This window comes from bacterium, from assembly GCA_020444325.1.
Classification (GTDB): Bacteria; Bacteroidota; Ignavibacteria; order SZUA-365; family SZUA-365; genus BM516.
Map to the genome: position 1 here is coordinate 30,574 of JAHLLD010000002.1, position 21,644 is coordinate 52,217.

The 21,644-nt window shown below is 54.3% G+C and carries 15 protein-coding genes; 13 read left to right on the forward strand and 2 right to left on the reverse strand.

Annotated elements, in window-relative coordinates:
- Window positions 1–16: 16 nt before the first annotated feature.
- Window positions 17–163 carry a hypothetical protein gene (locus KQI65_02965; GenBank protein MCB2203684.1) on the forward strand — a complete coding sequence of 49 codons (147 nt, stop codon included), beginning with the start codon at window positions 17–19 and terminating at the stop codon, window positions 161–163.
- A 32-nt stretch (window positions 164–195) separates the two neighbouring features.
- Here KQI65_02965 and KQI65_02970 read toward each other — a convergent pair whose 3' ends face one another.
- Complete coding sequence (locus KQI65_02970) at window positions 196–1,056, reverse strand: DUF72 domain-containing protein (protein MCB2203685.1); 861 nt, start codon at window positions 1,054–1,056, stop codon at window positions 196–198.
- A gap of 223 nt (window positions 1,057–1,279) precedes the next feature.
- Between KQI65_02970 and KQI65_02975 the strand changes: the two genes are divergently transcribed.
- From KQI65_02975 to KQI65_03015, 9 genes are all read left to right on the forward strand, one after another.
- Complete coding sequence (locus tag KQI65_02975; protein ID MCB2203686.1) at window positions 1,280–1,999, forward strand: outer membrane beta-barrel protein; 720 nt, start codon at window positions 1,280–1,282, stop codon at window positions 1,997–1,999.
- 281 nt (window positions 2,000–2,280) lie between these two features.
- Entirely contained in the window at window positions 2,281–3,921 is a 1,641-nt protein-coding gene (locus KQI65_02980; protein MCB2203687.1) for a DUF362 domain-containing protein, read from the forward strand.
- Between the two features lie 137 nt (window positions 3,922–4,058).
- Window positions 4,059–4,541, forward strand: coding sequence for a DUF4468 domain-containing protein (locus KQI65_02985; protein MCB2203688.1), 483 nt, complete (start codon window positions 4,059–4,061; stop codon window positions 4,539–4,541).
- 327 nt (window positions 4,542–4,868) lie between these two features.
- Window positions 4,869–5,618 (forward strand): hypothetical protein, encoded by a 750-nt coding sequence (locus KQI65_02990; GenBank protein MCB2203689.1) that lies wholly within the window; start codon window positions 4,869–4,871, stop codon window positions 5,616–5,618.
- A gap of 19 nt (window positions 5,619–5,637) precedes the next feature.
- Window positions 5,638–9,810 (forward strand): hypothetical protein, encoded by a 4,173-nt coding sequence (locus tag KQI65_02995; protein MCB2203690.1) that lies wholly within the window; start codon window positions 5,638–5,640, stop codon window positions 9,808–9,810.
- Window positions 9,811–10,020: 210 nt separating this feature from the next.
- Window positions 10,021–12,390, forward strand: coding sequence for a T9SS type A sorting domain-containing protein (locus KQI65_03000; protein MCB2203691.1), 2,370 nt, complete (start codon window positions 10,021–10,023; stop codon window positions 12,388–12,390).
- Window positions 12,391–12,635: 245 nt separating this feature from the next.
- Entirely contained in the window at window positions 12,636–15,866 is a 3,231-nt protein-coding gene (locus KQI65_03005) for a T9SS type A sorting domain-containing protein (protein ID MCB2203692.1), read from the forward strand.
- A gap of 136 nt (window positions 15,867–16,002) precedes the next feature.
- A complete protein-coding gene (locus KQI65_03010; GenBank protein ID MCB2203693.1) occupies window positions 16,003–16,332 on the forward strand; it encodes a DUF134 domain-containing protein in 330 nt (109 codons plus the stop codon).
- A 44-nt stretch (window positions 16,333–16,376) separates the two neighbouring features.
- The gene (locus KQI65_03015; protein ID MCB2203694.1) at window positions 16,377–17,027 is read left to right on the forward strand and encodes a peroxiredoxin; all 651 of its coding nucleotides are present in this window, start codon (window positions 16,377–16,379) and stop codon (window positions 17,025–17,027) included.
- Between the two features lie 96 nt (window positions 17,028–17,123).
- Here the strand turns inward: KQI65_03015 and KQI65_03020 are convergent, their stop codons facing one another.
- Window positions 17,124–17,642, reverse strand: coding sequence for a hypothetical protein (locus KQI65_03020; GenBank protein MCB2203695.1), 519 nt, complete (start codon window positions 17,640–17,642; stop codon window positions 17,124–17,126).
- Window positions 17,643–18,009: 367 nt separating this feature from the next.
- Here KQI65_03020 and KQI65_03025 point away from each other — a divergent pair, with 367 nt between their 5' ends.
- The 3 genes from KQI65_03025 to KQI65_03035 all read left to right on the forward strand — a co-directional run bounded on the left by KQI65_03025 (window position 18,010) and on the right by KQI65_03035 (window position 21,505).
- Window positions 18,010–19,212, forward strand: coding sequence for a hypothetical protein (locus tag KQI65_03025; GenBank protein MCB2203696.1), 1,203 nt, complete (start codon window positions 18,010–18,012; stop codon window positions 19,210–19,212).
- An 86-nt stretch (window positions 19,213–19,298) separates the two neighbouring features.
- Window positions 19,299–20,012, forward strand: coding sequence for a response regulator transcription factor (locus KQI65_03030; protein MCB2203697.1), 714 nt, complete (start codon window positions 19,299–19,301; stop codon window positions 20,010–20,012).
- Window positions 20,009–21,505, forward strand: coding sequence for a HAMP domain-containing histidine kinase (locus KQI65_03035; GenBank protein ID MCB2203698.1), 1,497 nt, complete (start codon window positions 20,009–20,011; stop codon window positions 21,503–21,505). The genes KQI65_03030 and KQI65_03035 overlap by 4 nt, the downstream gene beginning before the upstream one ends.
- Window positions 21,506–21,644 lie beyond the last annotated feature (139 nt).

Genomic DNA, 21,644 nt, shown 5'->3' on the forward strand with positions numbered 1-21,644 from the left:
AGAAATGGAGGTTGTCATGGCAACGCTGATATCCCTGCTGTTCCTGCTGTTTTCACTGGCAGCAATCATATTTACCCTTGGAATCTGCCGTGCTTCGAGACAGGCGGATGATCTTGTGCGGCGCATCATGGATCCGCGTGTCAAGCAGGAAACACCCGCCTGATCGACGGATGCATGTTTGCCGAGTACTGAAGATTACAGCTGAAGCATTTCGCGCACACGTTCGATGGTCATCGGCGCGGATCCTTCGTAATGATTGTTGACATTCAGGTACACATCCACGTCCTGTGCGAGCAGGGTATGTGTCATATCCACGATTTCGCGGAGTTCATCGTCGCGGGGTTCGATGCGGCTGCTCCAGTTCCCACCTGTCTTTTCCTCTATCCCTTTTCTGTCGGGTCCGTGCAGTCGCAGGACGCAGCTTCCACTGACGGGCGCTCCATGCTCCTTGAAGACCTCGGTAATCGGTGGCATGTAGTACCCCTGCAGAAACACGTGATGCGCCCTGTGTTCTGCAAGAAGGTTGAAATACTTTTTGTTGAGGTAGTTCGGATTTCGGGATTCGATACCGATGGGGAAATCCCGGGGGATGCCGGAAAGGAAATCTGCCAGCCGGTCGAGGAAAAGATCCTGCGCGGGCATTTTCTGCCGGTTCAGGTACTCGAACTGCAGCATCACCGGTCCCAGCTGACCATGCAGCGGCGCAAGAGTGTCGAGGAAGCGCGAGAAAAGCTCGACGGAGAGGAAATCCGGATTTTCCTCCAGCGCTGCGGACCGGGATCGATTGCGGAAATGGGACAGCGTCACGGAGTTGGGCGCCTTGACCGTGAAGCGAAAATCCTTCGGTACGCTTGCTGCATATTCGTTCACGGTATCATTTCGCGGAAGGGTGATTTTCCCTGGTCCATGCAGCGACCAGAACCACTGATCCACTTCGACCGTATCGAACTTCGCAGCATATTCCTCTAGGAAATTGATCCCTTTCTCCGCGGAATACACCAGTCCCTTCCATGACCCGTATTTCCAGCTGCATGTGCCGATGCGCAGAACTGCCATATGCTCTTCCGATTGGTGACGATACATGCAGAGTAGCAATTTTCATGCACAGGCCGCAAGCCTCGCAGCCATTCGAGTGTGCGATCCGCGTCTGTATGGGAAATAAACACTGAAATGCGTACTTTGTCGCATTCAAACACGCACAAGTTCATTGGGTTATCCGTCTCGCGCGGATGGTGTGCTCATGACTTGCGAAATGCAACGCATTCTTTCAGGAGGAGACATGAAACGCAGTCTGGCTGTCATACTTTTGCTGCTTCTTGTTACGGGAAGCGTCCTTGCTCAGGAAAAGAAAACAGAAAAGCAGGAGACGAACATCCGTATCGAGCAGACGAAAGAGGAAAAGAGTAACTACTACACCGTCCGTTTCGGCGCCTGGTTCCCCAAAGACGAAGAGAAGGCGTTCAACTACAACAACAACCTCATTGAGGAAACAGGCGATTTTGCAGATCAGTCGCAGGCGCTTGGGCTGGACTTCCACTTCCGTCGCAATGTGGGACGCCCGTTGTTTTTCGACGCTTCCGCCTCGGTGTGGTACACGACGACGGATTTCAATTTCAGTAATGTGACTTCCAATCCCGATGAGATCCAGGATGCCTCGACATGGTCCATCATCCTGCCCATCACCGTCGGACTTTCTGTCGCGCCGCTGCCGGACAATCCGATTCAGCCTTACGCGATGGCGGGCGTCGGCGCATACTTCGGTTTCACGGGTCGCGATATCACAAGAGTTTCGAATCAGAATGAACCGGATGACACCGAGACGTACATTCGTTTCGGATTCTATCTCGGTGCAGGACTCGATTTCCTCTTCGCGGAGGATTTCGGTATCAGTGCCGGTGCGAAGTATCAGTTCATCAAGTTCGACGACCCGCTGTTTACCGGACAGACGGATCTGACCGGGTTGCAGGCGACGATTGGTTTCGTCATGCGCGTGCGCTGATATCCTGCCATATTCTTTAGATCTGCAAGCATCCACCAGGTGTCCGTTCGGCACGGTCACTGGTGGATGTTTCAGTTTCTGATGCATCCTGCACTCGCAGCTCCAGGCATGCACGCCAGCTCGCTGACGTCCCATGAGTCCGGGGGGAATGATTCTTCGTGTCACGTGTCATGATTGCAGGAAACAGCCACACATCCGATTTCCCGGTCCAGAGTTCTTGATACAGGGTGGCTGATATGTGATATTACGGGAGCAATCTGCACCCTTCGGAGGAACTGCCCATGAAACGACGCGAGTTCATCACCACAACTGCGGCAACTGCAGCGGCGCTTGCGATTCCGCGACACACTTACGCGCGTGCGCCCAGATTAGCGGCCGACGCCCTTGATTTGCATCCCTTCATTGAGGCCAACCCTCAGGCAGTATTCATCAAGCGTACGTCCGTGCCCGACAAGCTCGCCACAGATGCCAAGCGGGCGGCTGGCCGAGAACTTGCTTCCGAGATTTTCAGCGCTGCCGAAGGTGGGGACATCCCATTCAGTTCCGCCTTTGCCATCAAACCCAACCTGACCTGCACCAACGGCACGGGGAATACCGCTGCAGGTATGGGGATCATTACCGATCTCGATTTTCTTGACGGCGTCGTCGACGGCGTGACCACGCTCGGTTTCCCGGGCGGCAATATGTTTGCGCGAGAAGGGAACTGGCTGGGAGACGGTTACTGCGCAGGGGAGTACAACGTGACGGGTGTGCTCGTCGAACAGCTGTCGCAGCGGTATGGAATGCACGTGCATGATTTCCCGACCGGACGCAATCTGCGCGACATGACACTCGAGACCCTGCAGGAGGGGACGGAAGTGATCTGGAAGAACGTCCCTGACGGACAGGTGTTTCAGCGCCTGGGGTACGTTGCCCCGTACAATGACGAAGACAGCTGGCTGCTGAACATCGCGAAGTTCAAGACGCACGGGATGGGAATGACGCTCTGCGCCAAGAATCTGCAGGGGATGGTTGTCAGTCCCTACGTGCGCTTCTGCGAAGGTGTCGATGCCACCAAGCAGCATCCATCATCTGTACTCAGTGACTTCCACCCTGATTTCGAGCAGCATATCGATGCGCTCTACAGTCAGCATCTCGCTGCGGGTATCCCACGGTGGGATCGTCCCGGCCGCACCGCATCCGGCGGCTACGGTATGGAAACCTGGGCACAGCGAACCTGCGATTCGCAAAGTGTGATTCATCCCGGACTCAACATCATCGAGGGTATTTACGGAAGGAATGGCGATGGATTCAACGCAGGACCGGGTCCGGGTGACACGCCGCAGGACTTCATGTCCAACATTCTCGTCTTCGGGAAAAACCCTTTCCACGTCGATATCGTCGGCATCTGGCTGGCCGGTCACGAACCCGGCAACTTTGGACTGTATCACATCGCGCATGAGCGGGGACTGAGTCCGCTTTTCAATCCGGCCAGTATTCCTCTCTACGACTGGAATGGTGGAGAACCCATTCAGGCCAGCCTCAACGAGTACGAAAGAACGCCGTTGCGCTGTCCATATCTGACCAGGGATTATGATGGTGGGACGGAAGAGCATTACCATCTCGTGGATGAGCCGTTCGATTACTCCACGGTCGGTGCTGCTTCCGCAGCGTCACTGCCGGAACAGGCTTCTCTCATGGCGCTGACCAATCCCGTCCGCACGTCGGCCAGCTTCCAGCTGTCGCTGCCGCGCGAGACGGCTGTGCGCGTCGACGTATACAATCAACTCGGCCAGCGTGTGGGCCGGTTGAGTGAGGGACGCATGCAGGCAGGAACGCATCACCTCAGGTGGTCACCCGGTCGTCTGCCCTCCGGGATGTATATTGTCGTGCTGCACGCGCGAAACCAGTCTGCCCAGTGCCGGGTGATGCTCACGCGTTGATAGCCTGGGTCCCTGGCGGTGTACGGTCATGGTTTATGCCGCGCAATGCTTACTGAAATTTGACACAAAAAAATTTTGGTCGCATTTTATTGCTTTCGGGGGCAGCGTGCCGCCGTATCAGCACGATGGAGGAAGTCATGAGAAAACTATTGCAAGGGGGGATGCCAGTGCTGGTCGCGCTGCTGTTGTTCGGATGCGCTGCGCAGCGCACCGCATCGCCTGAGGCCATGCGTCATGAGGCGCGCATGCATTACCCGGACCGGAGTGATGCACAGATCTACAATGCCGTGAAAAGCTGGGTGCTGGCGCATTGCGAGTGGGATGGCGATATCCTGCAGTTTGAAGACACCGCACAGCATGCGTTGATGGCGCGTGGCGTATGGAAGCGTGCGAGTGAGTATGCGCCCATGCTTGAAGTGGATATCGAGTACACCCTCAGTGTCGAAATAGACAAGGGGGAGGCCTTCTTTCAGCTGTCAAGACTCGCGGCGATGTCAGCCGACGAGAAGCACGAAGAGATGACGTTCTATTCAAATTCCGAGAAGTTTCATGAAGATGTCGAGACCCGTTTTCAGGAAATGATCGGCCAGCTGGATTTTGCCATACAGAATTCGGAGTAATCCCGGATCGATCCGTTTTTCAAACTCACGGTACAGGTCCGTCGGGCCACACCGAACCCGGCATCCCGCCTGCCGCCTTGCGGCACTGGCGGGATTTTTTTTCTGCTTCCGAAGCACCGCACTTGCATCTGTGTTGGAAATTGGATAGTGTGGCAGAGTCTAACCATAAGCCAGTGCAGAAGCGTCGAAAGCAGATTCCCATTCAGGGTGCATCTGCGGAGGTCATACCCGTATGATGTTGTGAGGGATATCGATGTCTGACCAACTGGCGAACTGCCGGAAACGAGGCGTACGGCAATCCAATCATTCTGAACAAGGAGGTTCACCATGATGATGAAACCGACGCTGTCGTTCGACCGGAGCAGGGAGTTGTTCGAGGGCCTGCAGCAATCAAGAAATCCACACGCCGCTGATTCGCTTACGCGCGCGAGTGAAGCCCCTGAAATCGATCCCCAGCAATATCTCGAAGCCCGGATTTACAAGGTCTTCGTAAAAGAGGATATGGAGGACTCATTACTGGGGCTTAATGCTGAAGCCGAGCTATATCTGATTGGTGTTGCGCTCGACAATATTTCATCCGATCCACTGTCTTTCAAAGTAGACACGTTTCGTATTTCTTCTTCCGATCCATCTGATGACGATACCCCTGAGAGCAGACCTGACCGGTTGCTGCAATTCGGGAGCACGGGATGGTCGTTCTATCGATCGCCGAATGGGAAGTTGCCGACGTACCTGGATCTGAATATGGTGTTGTTCGAATCGGATGAGGATCTGCGGGAAACCGGGCAGATCATGAAAGATCTGGCGACAAACGAAGAACTGAAAGGGATGAAGAATTCTGCGATTGCAATGCTCAAATCTGCATCGACGGCGACGTGGGCTGGGTTTGCATCGAATATGGCGTTGCAGGTGGTCGGTCTTATCGGGAAGTACCTCGTATTAAATCAGGACGATGTCATCTCTCATCTGCAGGCCAGTCATTCTACCGCCTTTGGTGACATCGGGAACAGGGATTTCAAGTTCAGCGATCACAATGCCGGATGGTGGTATGGTATGCGCCAGGTTGAAAATGCATAGATGCGAAAGGTAGCAGGATATGAGCAAGGACAGTTCCGGACAGGTGAAAACGCGGCGCAGCGGTTTTCCACGGCGTAAGTACTTTGCCGTGGGAGCGGTATTACTTTTCCTCGCGGTGTGTGTACTGCTGTATTTTCGCAGTCTTGAGCGGAACAGGGAACATCTGACGCAACACAACATCCGTCACCTCGGCACCATCGCGACCGTTATCCAGGAACGGCTCGATGCGTTTGCCGATGCTGTCGGCAATGCGCTGGATTATTCCGCTGATGACCGCTGGAAGGCCGCACAGCAGCCATGTGAGCCTGATCGCCGGTATACGAGGAACGCAGAGGCAAATCCTCCGCGGCCACAGGGGGTCTCGGTACGGCAGGAATACGAGAAACTGCCTGCCCATCTGCGAGGCAGAATGATCACGGAACAGAAAATGAAGTCTCCACAGGCAGATGTCGTTGCGCAAAGCAACCGGGAGGTAAAGGAGGAGAAGCCTGACAATGCTGAGGAGGTGCAGCGCGTCGCGCAACAGAAGCGCAAACTCATGTTCAGTGACAGCGCAAGCGTCATTGAAGCAACGCCCAGCTACGATCAGCTTCTCGACGTGGCACAAATCACGGAAGGATCTTTCGATGCCATCCTGCTTGTCAGTGCGGCTGGAGACAGTGTGCTGTTCAACAGTGCGCCACAGACCATGCGCATCACGCGCATCGACAGCGTGCTGATTGACGAGCAGAATCGGTCTTTCCTCGAGGTTGCCATGAACACGAATGTCGGCCTTCTCACTGTCGCCAACAAGGAATTCCTCATCTACATACAGGTGATGAAGGATCTGCGCGTTTGCGGAATGCTGGAGCGGGATCGATTTGAAAAGCAGGTGCAGTCCATTCATGGCGTTTCCCTGCTCGACGGTATGATTGTCCTCGCCCTGCTGCTTCTTGCAATTCCTCTGATCACGCTGCATTACGCACGCATCAACGAACGCATTCAGCCGTTAAATGTTCTCATCACTATTGCATGCATCATCCTCGGGTCGACCCTGGTCGTCCTGTTGCTGGCGGATTTCCTGTACAACAAGCAAACAGTCGACGAGGTCGACAATCGCACCCTTGAACATTTTTCCCGTGAAATCAAGCAACGTGTGACCCGCGAGTTCGCGCAGCTCGACAGCATGACCACAATGCTGGACAGAGACATTGCTGCGCGTTCGGGCGTCCCATTCGATTCCGTCCACGCGCTGACGGATTCCGCAATCGGATCTCGGCTGATGGGGCATCTCGATTCCCTGCCTTTCCATCTGCGTCCAGCGATCTTTCATCAACCCTCTCAGCGAGCGTTCGATCGCATCCTGTCACGATACCCGTATTTCCATCAGCTGTACTGGATGGACGAGGAAGGACTCATGAAAGCGCTGTGGACGAAGAATCCCTATCTCTATTACGATGTACCGGTGAAGGACCGGGAATACTTCCAGGCTGTCATGAACGGCGCACAGCGTTATATACAGCCTCATTACACCCGCTCGAGCGGGGATTTCATGGTTGCCTACAGCCGTCCATCGCCCCTGTTCTTTCGGGAAGGCGCGATGCGGGTGAAAGCAGCAGCGTCCGATGACGATTCCGGTGCATGCTGGGACACCCTCCATACCGCAGTGGGAGCCGTGGACCTCCTGCCGCGCTCGCTTGTAAACACCTGGTTTCCGGAAGGGTACGGTTTCATGTTCATCGACCGCGCGGGATTTGTCCTTTTCCATTCAATTACGCGCCGCAGCCTGCATGAGAATCTGTTTGACGAGTGCGGAGACAATGCGCTTCGCGATATCGTCGAAGCGGGGGCAGATGGCCTTGTGAGTACACGGTACTGGGAAGACCAGGTCCGTATGCTTGCGTCCCCGTTTTCCCTCCCGCATGTGAAGGATTCGTGGTATCTGGTCGTCTACTCCGAGCAGGATATGATCACGGATATGAAAGCGGGAAACCTGATGATGAGTGGCATGATGTACCTGTATTTTTTCATCCCCATCATGCTTGGCTTCATATTTTTTGCCTATATGTGGGATCCCCGGCTGCGTCTGCTCTGGCACAAACCGGGCTTTGAAAAACAGTACAAGGAGCGCACGCTCAGCAGCCTGATCGCGGCAGCAGTGACCATGTTTGCGGCGATGTTCCTTTTCGACGATGTATACCTGGTATTGCTGACGGGCCTCGTGCTTCCGCATGCGCACTACCAGCTCACGCTCTGGAACATGGATGCAAATGCCATACCCTATCCCACGCATCATCGGAGACGCTGGCTGCATGCGATGCGTTCACGGCGCGGAGCTGCGTTCATTGTCCATGCAATCATGGTATTGCTGTACCTCTACATTCTCTTCGTGAACATGGATGCCGATGCGGATGCTGCTGTCGGATGGACGGCCTGGGGACGCTTGCTGGTACTGGCGGCACTGGTACTCCTGCTGATTCTTATCGACCGGGGGGTACATCTTTTCGTGCAGCGTCGCGGAAGTCGTGGGAAAAACGACGAAAGTCTGAAATGGTATGTGCGGTCTCTCACGGCGACCGTGTTGCTGGTGAGTTTCGTCCCCATGGCGATTTTCTTCCGTGGGGCGACTGACCTGCACAGCATGGCGTACGAAAGAGTGCAGAAGGATTCGTTTTTTCGCTCACTCACTGTGCGCAATGCCCGCCTTGAAGCGGAGTATGAGAGTGAACGTATCCTGCATGAAGACGCGTCGCGACTTTCCAATGCAAGCGTAAAGCAGGAGGAAGGCCCTGCGCTGTACGACACGCTTGCCATGACCGCAAAGCGGGATACGCGCGATGTGTATATCATTGGGAAGAAGGAGGGGCTGCAAGCGTCCAGCAGTGTCCCTGTAGTCGTGAATGACACACTGCTGCGGGCCTTCCTGCTTCCTGTCAACAGCAGTGCGCGGCTGTTTCGCCGGCAGCTCGCCTCCGGTGGCGCCGGGTCGATCGACACCACCGCTGTGGTGGATGCAGGATTTCGCGCTGACAACCTTCCACCGTTGGTATACCCACGTTCGTTTCGCGTGACGCCACGGTTCGGCGGTGTGCTTCCCGTGATTCTCGCCTTCGGAATATTTCTCTTGATACTGTACACGCTTATCAGGTATGGCACGCGCAGACTGTTCATGACGGAGATGCGTGTGCCGGACAGACTTCCCGGACGATGGGAAGACGGCAGCTGCCTCTTCATCTGGACGTCGGAAGAGGACCACCGGCGTTTTCTTGATCGTTGCCGGAGCATGTCGCCCGAGCCGGAAATACACTGCCTGAATGAACACAGTATGAAGGCATTGCTCGAGGACAACGAACATCGTCCAGGAGACGACCGGCGTGTCGTGCTCGACTGTTTCGAATATGATGCCAACAACGCCATCGCCAATCTGCGCAAGCTGGAACTTCTTGAACACCTGCTTTTCACCCAGTCTGCCCGTGTCTGTGTTGTGTGCTCAGTCGATCCGGAATACTATTTCTTCCAAAGCGACGATTCGCCGCAAAGTCCGGATCTGCGTGAGCGCTGGAAACGTGTGCTGAACATGCTGGTCACTCTCGAGTACGGCAACAGTACGGAAGAGCATGTACGTACGCCGCACAGACAGCCACTGGGGACGCATCCCTCGCTGGCCGAAATCGTCGATATGGATTGTACGCTTGCAGGAATGGAGGACATTGCCGAGCACGCACACCGGTTGGTGCGCGACGGATTGTTGAAGGAGAGGGATGATGTGCTGCTGTGGATCAGTAAACAGAGCAAACCGTTGTATCAAAGTATCTGGATGACCTGTCGCAAGCGAGAGCGCTTTGTTCTCTATCGTATAGCGCAGGACGGCTTTGTCCCGCACCGGGCGTTGAACATTATTCGTCAGCTCGTCACGCGTGGCCTTCTGATACGTGACCCGAGTCTCTGCGTATTCAATGAAACCTTCGAGCGTTTCATTCTCGAAGTCAAGACACCCGAACAGATCAGGGAATGGGAAGCTGAAGAGCCACCCGGAATCTGGGGCAGCATCAAGCACCCGATACTCGTCGGATTCGTGGTGATCGCGGCTGCGCTGTTCTACGTGAACCCCAATTACTTCGATTCGACCGTAGCCATCCTGACGGCGCTCGCCGGCGCCATCCCGCTTCTCTTCCGCGTCCGCGGTTTCATCACGACCGGGAAGGCGGAGTAGACGGCGGCATCTCCAGAATGCCGATGGGAGCGAATTTCAGAAAATCAGGGGGAGAGATGCAGAATAGGTGGTAGTACCGATGCGTGGCTCCGCTGCAGGCGGTATTATGGGGATAAGGTCAACTACTCCTAAATATAGTATTCAATGGCAGCACTGGGTTGCGCGCTGCCGATACGCACCTGCATCTCAATTATTCCGGCGGAGGTCCACATGAGTTCATGGCGAAACCACTTCGTATCATCCCTGAAAACATTTTCCTTCCTCACCGTTCCACTGTTGCTGATGATTCTGTTGCCTTGCTCATTGAGCGCGCAGCTCAGTGGTACGTACACGATCGGGAGCGGAGGAGACTACACAACCTTCAACGACGCCATCACTGCTTTGAACAGCTCAGGGATATCGGGCGCAGTGACGTTCAATGTGCTGGCGGGAAGCTACAATGAAAGCATCGTGATCGGGGAGATTACCGGTGCAAGCGCGGTGAACACAGTCACATTCGACGGAGGCAGTGGAAACGCCGCCACCCGCATCCTGACGTATGCTGTCCCTTCAGCTGATGGATCTGTCGTGACACTCAACGGTGCGGATTATGTCCGTATCCGGAATATCAGCATCGTTTCCACGGATGCGTTATACGGATACGGTATCAAATTCAGTAACAGCGCTGATTACAACGAGATCACGGGTTGCAATATCACGCTGCCGGAGAATTCGGCATCATATTACCATCGCTGCATCGTAACAGCGCCATTGTCTGGTCGTCCGGGATACGAAGATTATGGGAGTTATAATCTCATCTCCGGAAATACTATTCGCAACGGACTTACAGGTATCGAATGGCATGGCCCCTCTCAGGGCAATGTAGATGACTGCCGCAGCAACCACTTTATTGGAAACACCATTCTCAATTTCCACGACTATGGGATTTATATTTACTACGGTGCAGAGTATACCATAGTTGGGAACACGATACATCAGAGGGATGTCGCGACAAGCGGCGGAAATGCCTGCGCACTGTACGTTTCAGGTATTATTGATGGTGCGACGATTGCACGGAACTATGTTAGCAGCCGGGTGTACGGTATGCGATTAAACTACCTCAACTACTATGCAGCTGAATATGCGACGCCAATACGGGTGTACAACAACATGATAGTTGTTGATGGTACGGGAAATGTACGCGGGCTGTACATGTTCAACTGTAAAAAAACCGATGTCATCCACAACTCACTGCGTGTGACAACATTGATATCGACGGCGTACGGAATCTATTCCTCTGGTTCAAGCACCTCCGACAACATTTGTGCGAACAATATGATCTCCGTTGAGTCGAGCGGTGCCGTGCGTCCTATATACGTACTCAGTGCAAATCCGTTTGCTGTTTTCGACTATAATATCGCACATGTGTTTGGACAGAATGTATATTCGACAGTATGGAGATGGGGTGGCGTCAACTACATTTCTCTCGATGCTCTTAAGTCGTCGGTTACTGGATTCCATCAGCATAGCCTGGATGCTGATCCGGAGTGGCTCTCTCCCACAGATTTACATACAATGGCCTTGGCAGCATATCGCACTGGACTGGGGGGACTTGATCTGCCTCTCGATTACGATGGCGAGACCCGATACAGCAGTCCCTGCATCGGTGCTGACGAATACGTGCTGTGTGACCTGACCTGTCCCGACAACATCGTTCTCGACAATGATGCCGGACTCTGCTCAGCTGTCGCAACCTTCATGCCGACAGCAACGATCGGCTGCGGCACGGTTACCTGCAACCCTCCTTCCGGAAGCATTTTCCCGGTTGGCACGACAACGGTGGATTGCTACACCGATGCGGGTCCCCAGTGCAGTTTCACCGTTACCGTGCACGATGCCGAGGCACCGATCATCAGTTCTGCATCTCCTATGGTACTGTGGCCTGTGGATCATGGTTACGAAACAGTGGGTGTGCAGCAGCTTGTCGCGAGCGTCGCGGATAATTGCGACATGCTCTCAGCCGGTGATATCCGAATTGTCGGTGCGTACAGTGATGAAGATGAAATCGGACAGGGCTCGGGCAATACGCTCGATGACATCGTGATCGCACAGGATTGCCAGTCGGTAGAACTGCGGAGGGAGCGGGATGGTACGGGCGACGGACGCGTGTACTCCATTCAGCTCGCTGTCACCGATGCTGCAGGCAATACGGGTGTTGCTGTCAGCAAGGTGCATGTGTCGCACAACAGCAATTCCGCCGCAGTTGAAGGTCCGGCTCTGTACACTGTCGCGGGACCCTGCGGCGCTCCAAAACAGCGCATCTCTGCTCCATTGCCGGGAAGCATGACGCTGCAGCAGAACTACCCGAATCCCTTCAACCCGTCGACGACGATTCTATTCTCCATTCCCGACGACAACATTATCAGTCTGCGTGTGTACGATATGCTCGGACGCACGGTCGAAACACTGGCTGAAGGACGGTATGCGGCCGGTGCGTATACCGTGCAGTTCGATGCTTCATGGCTTGCAGCCGGACGATATGTCTACCGTCTCGAGGGCGGCGGTCAGATTCTGCAGCGGAGCATGTTGCTGATCAAGTAATGAGCGTGCCACCGTACCAATTCGCAGATGGTATGGGCACCTTCTGAGACGGAATCCCCTGTGGCGATTGCAGCCGCAGGGGATTCACGTCCATTTGCAAACACGGAACGAAATGACATTCTCGTGACAACCGATCTGTCGCAGATAGCGAGTTTGCCCAAAATCAAGAATGTCTCTGTTTCTCATGCGCAGGAAGTACGTGCATTGAAGAGTCCAGAATCATTGCCAAAGCGAGGAGGATCGTCATGCGCATCATTTTGCTGCTTCTACTCACATTGTTTGTGTCTCATCCCATGCTTGCGCAGAAACAGGGCAAGCCGCTCGGGAAAACGCCAGCCGTTCTGACAAACGATTCCTACGTCCAGCTTGGCGGAAACAACATGACCATGTGGCTGTCGAATAACGGGTCGATTTCGCACAGTCCGTTGTCCGATGCGTCGGGTCTGGAATGGCCTGCGGCTTCAGGTCGACATGTCATGTACGAGGATGGTTTTGTAATCGGTGCGCGCCAGTCCGGAACCCTGCATATCGGGGGATCCACCTATGTCAATGCGCTGCAGGCCGGAAACATACTCGCATCAGGACAGGCCTCGAATCCGGGGAGTCCGATACATCGTGTCTACCACGTGGGCGATTACACCTCGCAGGAATTTGCGCACCTCAGCTCCGCCCAGCAATCGGCCTTCAGGATTGATTTCCTGGAATGGCCTGTCGATCTCGGTGCCCCGTGGATTGACGGAGACAGCAATGGCAGGTATGAGCCGGATTTCGATGCATGGATGGCAGGGACCCCGGGAACAGATAAGCCAGACTTCCGGGGGAAGGAGATGTGCTGGTATGTTTCGAACGATCTTGACGGTGCCCGCGCGGCCAGTCTGTATGGAACGATGCCGATGGGCATCGAAGTGCAGGTGCTCGCATGGACAGGCACGGGTGATCCCGTCTCGGAAAACACAATCTATGTCAGTTTCACGATGATCAATAAGGGGACAGCAGACCTGACGGATTGTTATATCGGACGCTGGGCCGACCCTGACGTTGGGGATGCCTTTAATGATCTGGTCGGAATTGACACGTCCCTCGTCGCGATGTATGCATACAACGGGGAGCCGCTGGATGACATTTATGACATGCAGCCACCTGCTGTGGGTGTGATCTGGCTGCAGACAGCGATCGCACCCGCAATGGGATCGAGAGCGCGGTACGGAAACGGCTGGCGGGAAGGCTATCGGAACGTGCCGCTCAGTTCATTCGCATTCTATATCAACGGCGATCCGGATTACCAGGATCCGGAACTCGGTTCAGCTTTGGGTGCACCGCAGATGTACAATTATTTGAGCGGCCGCCTGTACGACGGCAGCGCCTATATTGATCCAACGACCTCAAAGGCAACGCGCTTCCCGCTTACCGGTGATCCGGGTACGGGACTCGGCTGGGTCGATGGCCTGCTGCATGAACCGGGAGACCGCCGTATGCTGTCTGCCTGCGGTCCGTTCACAGTCGCGGTGGGCGATACGCAGCAGGTGGTGTGTGCGACTTCAATCGGTACAGGAGTCACACCGCTGCTCGCGGTGCAGCAGCTCCTTGACAATGCGTACCGGCTGCGGAGGAGCTATCAGACCATGCGTCCCATGCTGGCACTCACCGACACCAGGTATCAGTTGTCCTGGCCCGCGGAGGACGCATTTGAACTGACGACATACGTGCAGGCCGAGGCGGGTCAGAATCTGGAAGCCATTCTCCGCGCACCGGGCAGCACGGAGCTCGGACGTTTCCCGCTCCGGGATGACGGGCAGCATGGTGACGGTGCAGCGGGGGACGGATTGTATGCCGGACTTTTCACACATGCGGCATTTTCCACAGGTGCCGATCTTATCGTTGCGCTGACGGAGAACGGAGAGATTCGGAACGATGCCATCGCTGCGAGGATGCTGCCGCTTGTCGGGGAGATTCGCCTCAATGATCTGCGAGTGGTGTCCGATCATATGGACTTCAATGGCGAGGCATCGCCCGGTGAAAACATCATCGTTGAGATGTCACTTGAGAACCGATCCACGCTCGCACTCGGTCCGTGGAACCTGTCGATGCTCGTTGCACCCGAGGCGACGCTCATCTCCAGATACTCACCAGTTATTCAGCCAGGGAATTCAGAGCAGTTGAACGGACTGCAGGACTCAACTCTCCATGCGCTGCGATGGGATGTTCCGGAGAACGCTCTGCCCAATACGACATTTCGCGTCCCTGTACATATCATTGCCAGTCAGTACTGCCAGTGGAACGATACACTGGAACTGCCGATACATGAACTCTCCAGGCCCATGTTTACAGGCGAGCTCTTTCACGAGGAGGGTCCCGCAGTGGGTACACTGGGTTATGTGGTCTCGGATCCTGACGCATTGAACGGACACCTTCTGCGTATCACGGTTGAGGGGAGGGATACGGAGAACAAAACGCTGACAGTGCGGGATATCACAGATGGTGTCGTACTGCATTCAGGGATTCCCGTCCCGGACCGCTATGGCCATTTCTCTCCGGAGATTGCCGGCATCCATCTCTGTATAGGCAGTACGTACGGGGACGTTGTCCTCTACCAGGAGGGATGGACGAACAGGGCGCTGAAGGACCCCCTCTGGGAGTTTGAACATCCTGATCGCACCTGGTTCAGCCCCTACGCCGGGTATCTCGCGTATGGCGATCAGTTTTTCGGTACTTCACTCTACATATTCGATACCTACCCTGTCCTGCTGGTATTTGATCGCAATGCGCAGTCCAAGGGCTACATGTATCTCCAGGGAGGAAGTCCGAACTACGCATATGACGGATACTATGAGAGTCCGCTCCGCGTCTATGACATGAGCGATTCCTCCAATCCCCGCCAGATCAGCTATGCGTTCGTTGAAAGATCCGGATCGGCATCAAATGACATGAGCTGGTTCCCGACAGCTTCTCCGGCAGACCGTGAGTATTTGATTCCGCTCGACCTTGCGTATACCGAGTCACCGAATCCGGCCTACACTTCTCCGCTCGATGTCAATGCGTATGCAACACCGATGCTTTATCTGATCTGGCCACTTCTCAATGCACAGTCAGGAAGCTTTCAGGATGGAGACAGGTTCTGGATTCATCCCCAGCTCCCGATGTCGGAGCGGGATTCCTACCTCCTGGATCTCGGCCAGGTGAGCAGCGTTGGTCGTCCTGCGCAGATTCCACAGGATGTGGAACTGCATCAGAACTATCCGAATCCATTTACGGCAAGCACTACGCTTGCATTCACACTCCGGCGTCCCGCGACGGTAACACTCAGCATCACCGATGCGCTCGGCAGGCAGGTTCGGAGAATCGTTGATGGGGAATCGCTCGTTGCAGGCATGCATGTTCGGGCGTTTGCATCCCACAATCTCCCGCCCGGTATTTACTTCGCCCGTGTCACGGCAGGTGAACGGACGCAGGTAAAAAGAATGCTGCTGCTCCGCTGAGAACGTGTCACAGAGCATTCAACTTAGAGAGATCCCATCCTCGCGGTGGGATCTCTCTGCTTGCATGCAGGATTTGCATTCCTCCGCATTGATGCGTACAATTACATTATGAATATATATTCATAATGGAGATGTGATGCCAAGACCCCCATGCAGAAGACGTGTTCATGAACCACCGGAATTCGTACGATTCAAGCCCGCCGGAATTCCGCAGCGCCTGCTGGACCGGGTCTGCCTTCGGGTCGACGAGTTTGAAGCGTTGCGGCTTGCAGATTATGAAGGACTGGATCAGAAGGAAGCGGCGGAACGAATGAACATTTCGCCCTCAACGTTTTCGCGTCTGATCGAGTCTGCCCGCTATTCTCTGGTTCGGGCGATTATTGAGGGAAAAACTCTGGACATCGAGGGGGGCTCCATAGACTACGTACATCCACATCGACGCAGGAACAGCGGCGATGAAGTATAGACATACATCAATCTCAATTTTCATGCTTTCTATGGAGAACATCAATGGAAACAAATGAAGTACGCATGCCGCTGCTGGGAGATCAGTTTCCCGAACTGCAGGTACAGACCACGCATGGACCAATGAACATCCCGGGAGATTTCAAGGGATCCTGGTTCGTGCTTTTCAGTCATCCGGCGGATTTTACCCCGGTATGCACGACGGAATTCGTGGCATTCCAGAAACGCGTCGATCAATTTGATGAACTCGGTGTCAAACTCGTTGGTATGTCCGTCGACCAGGTCTTCTCCCATATCAAATGGGTAGAGTGGATCAAGGAAACGTTGGACGTCGAGATCACCTATCCCATCGTCGCTGCGAACGACAGTATTGCGATGAAGCTCGGCATGCTGCATCCGGGCAAGGGGACGAATACGGTGCGTGCCGTGTTTATTGGCGATCCGGAAGGGAAGATCAGAATCATTCTGTACTATCCGCAGGAAATCGGCCGCAACATGGATGAGGTGGTCCGCGCCGTTCGCGCCCTGCAGATTTCCGACAAGCAGGGAGCGGTTCCCGCCGGCTGGCCCGACAACGAACTCATCGGCGACCGTATCATCGTGCCTCCGGCGACCAACGTGAAAGACGCCTCGGAGCGTCCCTCGCAGTACGAGTGCTATGACTGGTGGTTCTGCCATAAGCCGCTGGAGAAGTAACGCCAGCTCGGAATCTCCACCTCCCGACGTTCATCACCAGAAAAAGAGAAAGCCCCCGCAGTGCGGGGGCTTTCGTGCAATGCGGCAGATCTGCTCTTACTTGCAATCTATCTTTTCGTTTTTGAACTCGATACTCAGATATTCCTGATTACAGAAATCGTAGGTGTATTCAATCTGCTGATGTACCGTGTAGTTGTTGCCGGGGCCCTGTCCGATCAAGCGGAAGTTGTTCACAATCGAGAACTGCACAACACATTCCTCACCGCAGTTCACGATCTCGTCTTCGATCGACATGGTCATGCCGGTCGCCTGGTAGCTGTCACCTGTGACCGATCCCGTTCCTGACAGCTTTTTCGGATGTGCAACCGATTTGATATGCGTACAGCCCTCGTCATCGACCCAGGTCTGCATCATGATGTGCAGGGTCCCTTCAAAGGTTACGAGTTCACCTTCGCCATCATTCGCACAGGCGACGAACTGCGTCATCGTAAACGGGAATGATTGGTTGGTCGTGCGCTGCGCGAAAGCTGATCCGCTCGCGAACAGGCCTGTAAGGACGAAAGCAAGGGTCAGCGCTGCAACCATGTTGCGCGGATGTGTTCTGGAAACTGTCATAATGACTCTCCACTATATAAATGATATGGGATTACGCCTCACCGGAACAGCGCCACTTGTGGTCTCCGTCGGCTTTTAAGATTCGTTCTCGAACTATGTATTATCGGTAAATAGACTAGATAAAGATAGTATTAAATAGCCGAAAAGCAAGTGCGATGCGATTAAACTCAGATTGCGATGCGTGCTTCGAATGACTTCGGACTGGCTGGCAAGCATCGCAACATCGAGGGCACGACACCTCAGGCAAAAAATCCGAGTTGCTTTACCTCAATCCGGGAACAAAGGTGTCGGCTTGATCGTGAGAGGGGGGTGAACGCATCCCCATAGTACGCTCATGATTCCTGACCCCCAATCCAAAGGTGTGACCATGGTACATCTTATCCTTGCACTGACATTAACCCTTCTGTCACTGCTGCCTGTAAATACTGGGGGAGCACTGACAGAAGCAACTGCGGACTCTGTCGCAGTCGATGCCCTGGTCAAGGCGAATACCCATTTTGCGTTGGATCTGTATCACAAGCTGTCTACGCCTGGAGAGAATCTCTTTTACTCGCCGTACAGCATCTCCGCGGCCCTGGGTATGGCAACTGCCGGAGCGCGCGGAAGCACGTTGCGCGAAATGTCAGGCGCTTTGCATTTCGACAATGAATTCAATCCACACACATCGTTCAGGGAGCTTGATCGAAACGTGCTCTCATCTGCCGCGCAAAGCGGACAGCCGCTTCAAATGGCGAACGGCCTCTGCATGACTGGCGGTCACCTTGACGAGGGGTACCGATCATTGCTGGAGTCAGTGTATCGGGCACAATTTTTCAATGGAGGGAGCAGACGCATCAATGACTGGGTCAGAAAGCGTACGGGCGGTAAAATCGTGAAGCTCGTTGACGCACTCCCATCCAACAACGTGTGCATGCTGCTCAATGCGATATACTTCAAAGGGAGCTGGGAATGCCGGTTCAATCCTGCGCGCACCAGGGTCGCCGTATTCCATGTGTCACCGGGACGACAGGTGCGACATCCCATGATGCAGCAGAGGGGACGATTCCGCATTCTGCAAAACTCCTCTCTCCAGGTGATTTCCCTCCCGTATCAGAATGATCGATTATCCATGGTGGTTCTGCTGCCAAAAGAGCGTCATGGTCTCCATGCGATTGAAAAGGAATTCACGGCGGAGTGGCTGTCGCAAGTGCTGCAGAAATTGGATGCCTCGCCTCTCCGTACCATCGACCTGTATTTCCCCAGATACAGACTGGAGACGGATTATGATCTTGTCTCCGCATGCAGGCAACTGGGCATGCTCGAAGCCTGTACGCCGGAGAAAGCCGATTTCGGTGGGATGGGCTGGGCGGCAGGTGATCTCTGGATCGGACAGATCAGGCATAAAGCATACGTCGATGTTACCGAGGAAGGAACAGAGGCTGCGGCAGCTACGGGTATCGGGATGCAGACAAAATCCGCAAGACGGTATCCGGTATTTCGTGCGGATCACCCGTTTATTTTCCTGATTCGTGATAACACGACGAAGAGCATTCTCTTTGCAGGTCGCCTCCATGATCCGACTGATCACTGAAGGCAAGCATCTTTTTCTCCACGCATCCGTGATACTTTTACAATAATTCAATAGTATGCTGTACACGAATACATGACAGCGAGACTATGAATACTGTTCTGATTATAGAGGACGACGCACGCATCACGGAACTGCTGGAGATCCATCTGCATGACCTGGACTGCAAAACCACGACGGTGCGCAACGGCAGTGAAGGACTGGCCATTGCGATGGGACAGGAATTCGATCTCATCGTGCTCGACATCATGCTGCCGGGAATGGACGGGTTGGAGATTTGCCGTCGTTTGCGGGCGGAACGCAAGACCACACCTATTCTCATGCTTACCGCCAAGTCGGAAGAAATCGACAAGGTGCTCGGGTTGGAGACGGGCGCGGACGACTACCTGACGAAACCGTTCAGCATCAGGGAATTCATCGCTCGGGTGAAAGCCATGTTCCGTCGCGTAGAATTGCTGCAGAAGAGCATGCCGGAGACCACATCCGTTTTTTCCTTTCATGGACTGGTCATCGACAGGGAAATGCGGCGCGTGATGCTCAATGAGCACAAGATTGAACTGACTCCTCGCGAGTTCGATCTCCTGGTACTCTTCGCTTTCCACCCCGGGCGCACGTACACGCGGGAAGAACTCCTCAACACCGTGTGGGGATATCAGTACGACGGCTACGAACATAACGTCAACTCCCACATCAACCGCCTGCGTTCCAAAATCGAAACTGATATGTCGGAGCCAAAATTCATACGCACTACCTGGGGCGTCGGCTATCGCTTCTGCGACCCTGATGAATGGGAGGAGTCATGACGAAGAAAAGAGCGGAACGACGCATGCGGCGATCGATTTTTTCGAGTCTGTACTGGAGGATTTCCGCGATCTTTCTGGTCCTGCTCCTCGTGCTCTCAGCAATTTACATCTATGTGGCTGCCTTCACCGCGGAAATGTATTTCCAGGAGGCTTCCCAGCGATTGAATTCCACTGTCGCAGCGCAGATCGCGAGTGATATTACTCCCTTTGTCGACGGGAAAGTGAACACCGAGAGCCTCGAACAGGTGTTTCACAACGTCATGGTCATTAATCCGAGCATCGAGGTGTATCTGCTCGATACTACGGGACGCATTCTTTCCTACTATGCGCCGAACAAGACGATGCAGCATGACAGGATTTCCATGGATCCGATTCAAGAGTTTATTCGCACCGAAGGCAAGAGCTTTGTGATGGGCATGGATCCGAAAAAGGAAGAAGGGGAAAAGGTGTTTTCCGCCGCGGCGATTGAGAAAGATGGCAAGCTGCAGGGCTATATTTATGTCATTCTGGAAGGGGAGGAATACGAATCGTCGACATCGTTTCTCCTGGGCAGCTACATCCTTCGGATAGGTACGCGTACCGTGTTTATCACCCTTGCCGCGGCGATTCTGATCGGACTACTCGCAATCCGTTCAATCACAAAGAATGTGCGCACCATCAGGAACACGATGCAGGAATTCAAATCGGGAAACGTTGACGCACGTATTCACATGCCGGGAAAGGGGGAACTGACAGACCTGGCGGAGTCATTCAATCACATGGCGGATACCATCACGCAGAATATGGAGGAAATAAAAACCCTCGATACGTTGCGCCGCGAACTGGTGGCAAATGTTTCGCATGATCTGCGAACGCCGCTTGCGATCATCCAGGGATATGTTGAGACTGTTCTGATGAAAGATGACTCCCTCGATCCCGGGGATAAAATGCGCTATCTCTCCACCGTGCTTTCCAGCACCGAGCGTCTGCGCAAGCTGGTCGAAGAACTGTTTGAACTTTCCAAACTGGAAGCCAAGCAGACCAAACCGAAGTTGGAACTGTTTTCGATCGCGGAACTGGTGCAGGATGTCGCGCAGAAGTTCGATGTGCTCGCCCGGCAGAAAAACATCACGGTCCGAACTGTTCTGCCGCACGACCTTCCACCAGTCAATGCTGACATTGCGCTGATCGAACGCGTGCTGCAGAACCTGGTCGACAACGCTCTCAAGTTCACACCGGAATCGGGTACCATCACGATTGCGTTGAGCAAGTCCGATGTCGGGGTGAACGTTGAGATCATCGATTCCGGTGAGGGCATCTCGCCGGAGGACCTCCCGCACGTGTTCGAGCGCTATACGCAGGGGGGAAAGGACCTCGCCTCACTGGAGGAGGGCACCGGACTCGGACTTGCCATCGTGAAGAAAATCCTCGAGGCGCACGGCGTTACCATCTCTGTCAAAAGCGCCATCAGGGAAGGAACAGCCTTTTCCTTCCAGCTCCCCGTCACAACATAACTCCATAAGCGCATCTCCGCAGTTGCAGTCGTCCACAGGAAGTACTTTCTGCGGCGCTGCGTTGCAGTCACGCAGCATGCCGGCAGCCTCACTCATTCTCTGCAGATTCCACCGATACGTTATCCTTTTGTGACAGTTT